The organism is Bacillus sp. LR--39, from assembly GCF_053613335.1.
Genome location: NZ_JBSIOT010000058.1, coordinates 1 through 2028, shown reverse-complemented (window position 1 = coordinate 2028; position 2028 = coordinate 1). Strand labels below are relative to the sequence as shown.

General features: G+C 48.8%; 2 protein-coding genes and 1 pseudogene. 2 read left to right on the top strand and 1 reads right to left on the bottom strand.

Annotated elements, in window-relative coordinates; translation table 11 throughout:
• A pseudogene (locus tag ACWHAR_RS20210) lies at positions 1-189 on the top strand (galactokinase); the annotation flags it as partial.
• A 3-nt stretch (positions 190-192) separates the two neighbouring features.
• Positions 193-1734 (top strand): UDP-glucose--hexose-1-phosphate uridylyltransferase, encoded by a 1542-nt coding sequence (gene galT, locus ACWHAR_RS20205; protein WP_242304461.1) that lies wholly within the window; start codon positions 193-195, stop codon positions 1732-1734.
• Positions 1735-1804: 70 nt separating this feature from the next.
• Here the strand turns inward: galT and ACWHAR_RS20200 are convergent.
• Positions 1805-2028 (bottom strand): GlsB/YeaQ/YmgE family stress response membrane protein (locus ACWHAR_RS20200; RefSeq protein ID WP_452087630.1); only part of this gene is annotated, 224 nt, incomplete at its 5' end.

Here is a 2028-nt window from a genome sequence, read left to right as displayed (position 1 = left end):
GAAGGTGTAATTGGATCAAGAATGACGGGAGCAGGCTTTGGCGGATGCACCATCAGCATTGTAAAAGATGAGTTCGTTGATGATTTTATTCAGAAGGTTGGAGACAGATATCAAGAAAAAACAGGGCTCCGAGCGGACTTTTATGTCGCGGATATCGGAGAGGGAGCGAGAGAACTAAAGGGGGAGTGACATATGAGTATTATTGAACATCTGGAACAGCTGCTTGAGTATGGCCTGGAACGAAAATTGATTTCGATCTGGGATCGGGAATATACGAGAAACCGTCTTTATGAAGCGCTGGGCATCACACATCCCGAGCCGGTCTCCAGCACCAGCATCAAGCAGTCACAAAGCCTGCCGGACTTGCTCGCCCCCATCTATAAATGGGCTGCCGAAACCGGCCGAATGGAAGCGGATACAGATACGTACCGTGACCTGCTCAGCGCAAAGCTGATGGGCTGTTTTGTACCTGCCCCGTCCGAGGTCATTCGCAAATTTGAAGAGACAAAAGCATTATACGGCCCAAAACAGGCGACAAAGGAATTCTATCAATATTCAGAGGATGTCTATTATATACAGACTGACAGAATCGCCAAAAATGTTCATTGGACGGTGCCGACCGAATATGGCGAGCTGGAAATGACCATTAACCTATCAAAGCCTGAAAAGGACCCGAAAGCGATTGCGGCTGCAAGAGAGCAGGAACAGACAAATTATCCGATGTGTTTGCTGTGTAAAGAAAATGTCGGGTTCGAGGGAAGCGTGAATCATCCAGCCCGGCAAAATCACAGAATCATTCCGGTCATCCTTGAGGACGAACAATGGTTCCTGCAATTCTCGCCATATGTCTATTATCCAGAGCACTGTATTGTCTTAAAAGGTGAACATGAACCGATGGAGATCAGCAAAAAAACATTTGAAAGGCTGCTGTCATTTCTCGGGCAGTATCCGCACTATTTTATCGGTTCAAACGCGGATCTGCCGATTGTCGGCGGCAGCATCCTAAGCCATGATCATTTCCAAGGCGGCGCGCATGATTTTCCAATGGCACGTGCAGAAGCGGAAGACGTTTATGAATTAAATGATTATCCCGGCGTGTCGCTGGGCTTAGTGAAGTGGCCGATGTCTGTGCTCAGGCTCCAAGGAGACGAACCGGGGCATGTCGCCGAAGCTGCTGACCATATCTTTCGCACGTGGCAGACGTATTCCGATGAAAAAGCCGGCATTGCCGCCTATACAGGCGATACGCCTCATAATACGGTCACACCGATTGCGCGGCGCAGGGGAGACCTGTACGAACTCGATATCGTCCTGAGGAACAACCGGACGAATGAGGAGCATCCATTAGGAATATTCCATCCTCATCAGGAAGTCCACCATATTAAAAAAGAAAATATCGGCCTGATTGAGGTCATGGGATTGGCGATATTGCCGGGCCGCTTACAGGAGGAAATGAAAGAAACGGCAGCGGCGCTATGCTCTGCTGATCCGAAAACAGCCTTAGAACAAAATCCGCTCACGGCAAAGCATAGTGAATGGGCTCTTCGAATGATGGAAAAAAGAACCATAACAAAAGAGAATGCAGATCTAGTCATAAAAAAAGAGCTGGGACATGTATTCGCGCGCATCCTTGAACACGCCGGTGTGTTTAAGCAGACAGCAGAGGGAAAACAGGCCTTCAGAAGGTTCATCGATCAGTTGGGCGTCAAACCAGTCAAAAGCCTCAACCGCTAGGGTTGAGGCTTTTTCGATTTTTATGGCAAAACAAACACCCAAAGCGCTGACGCTTCGGGTGCTGCTGCTTTTATCCTCTTTTTCTGGTTAACAGGCTTACTAGAAAGACAACAATGGCTGCGCCGATTACGGCTGGAATAATGGCAAATCCGGCTAGGTGCGGCCCCCATGTTCCAAGCAGCCCGTGTCCGATCCAGGCGCCAATAAGACCTGCGATCATAGACCCGATAATTCCTCCGGGCATATCTCCTTTTACAAACAGGCTTCCAAGCCATCCGATAATAATAGCGACGA

Excerpts from the sequence above, each read along its gene's own strand:
- galT (WP_242304461.1), top strand. The coding sequence starts at position 193 with ATGAGTATTATTGAACATCTGGAACAGCTGCTTGAGTATGGCCTGGAA.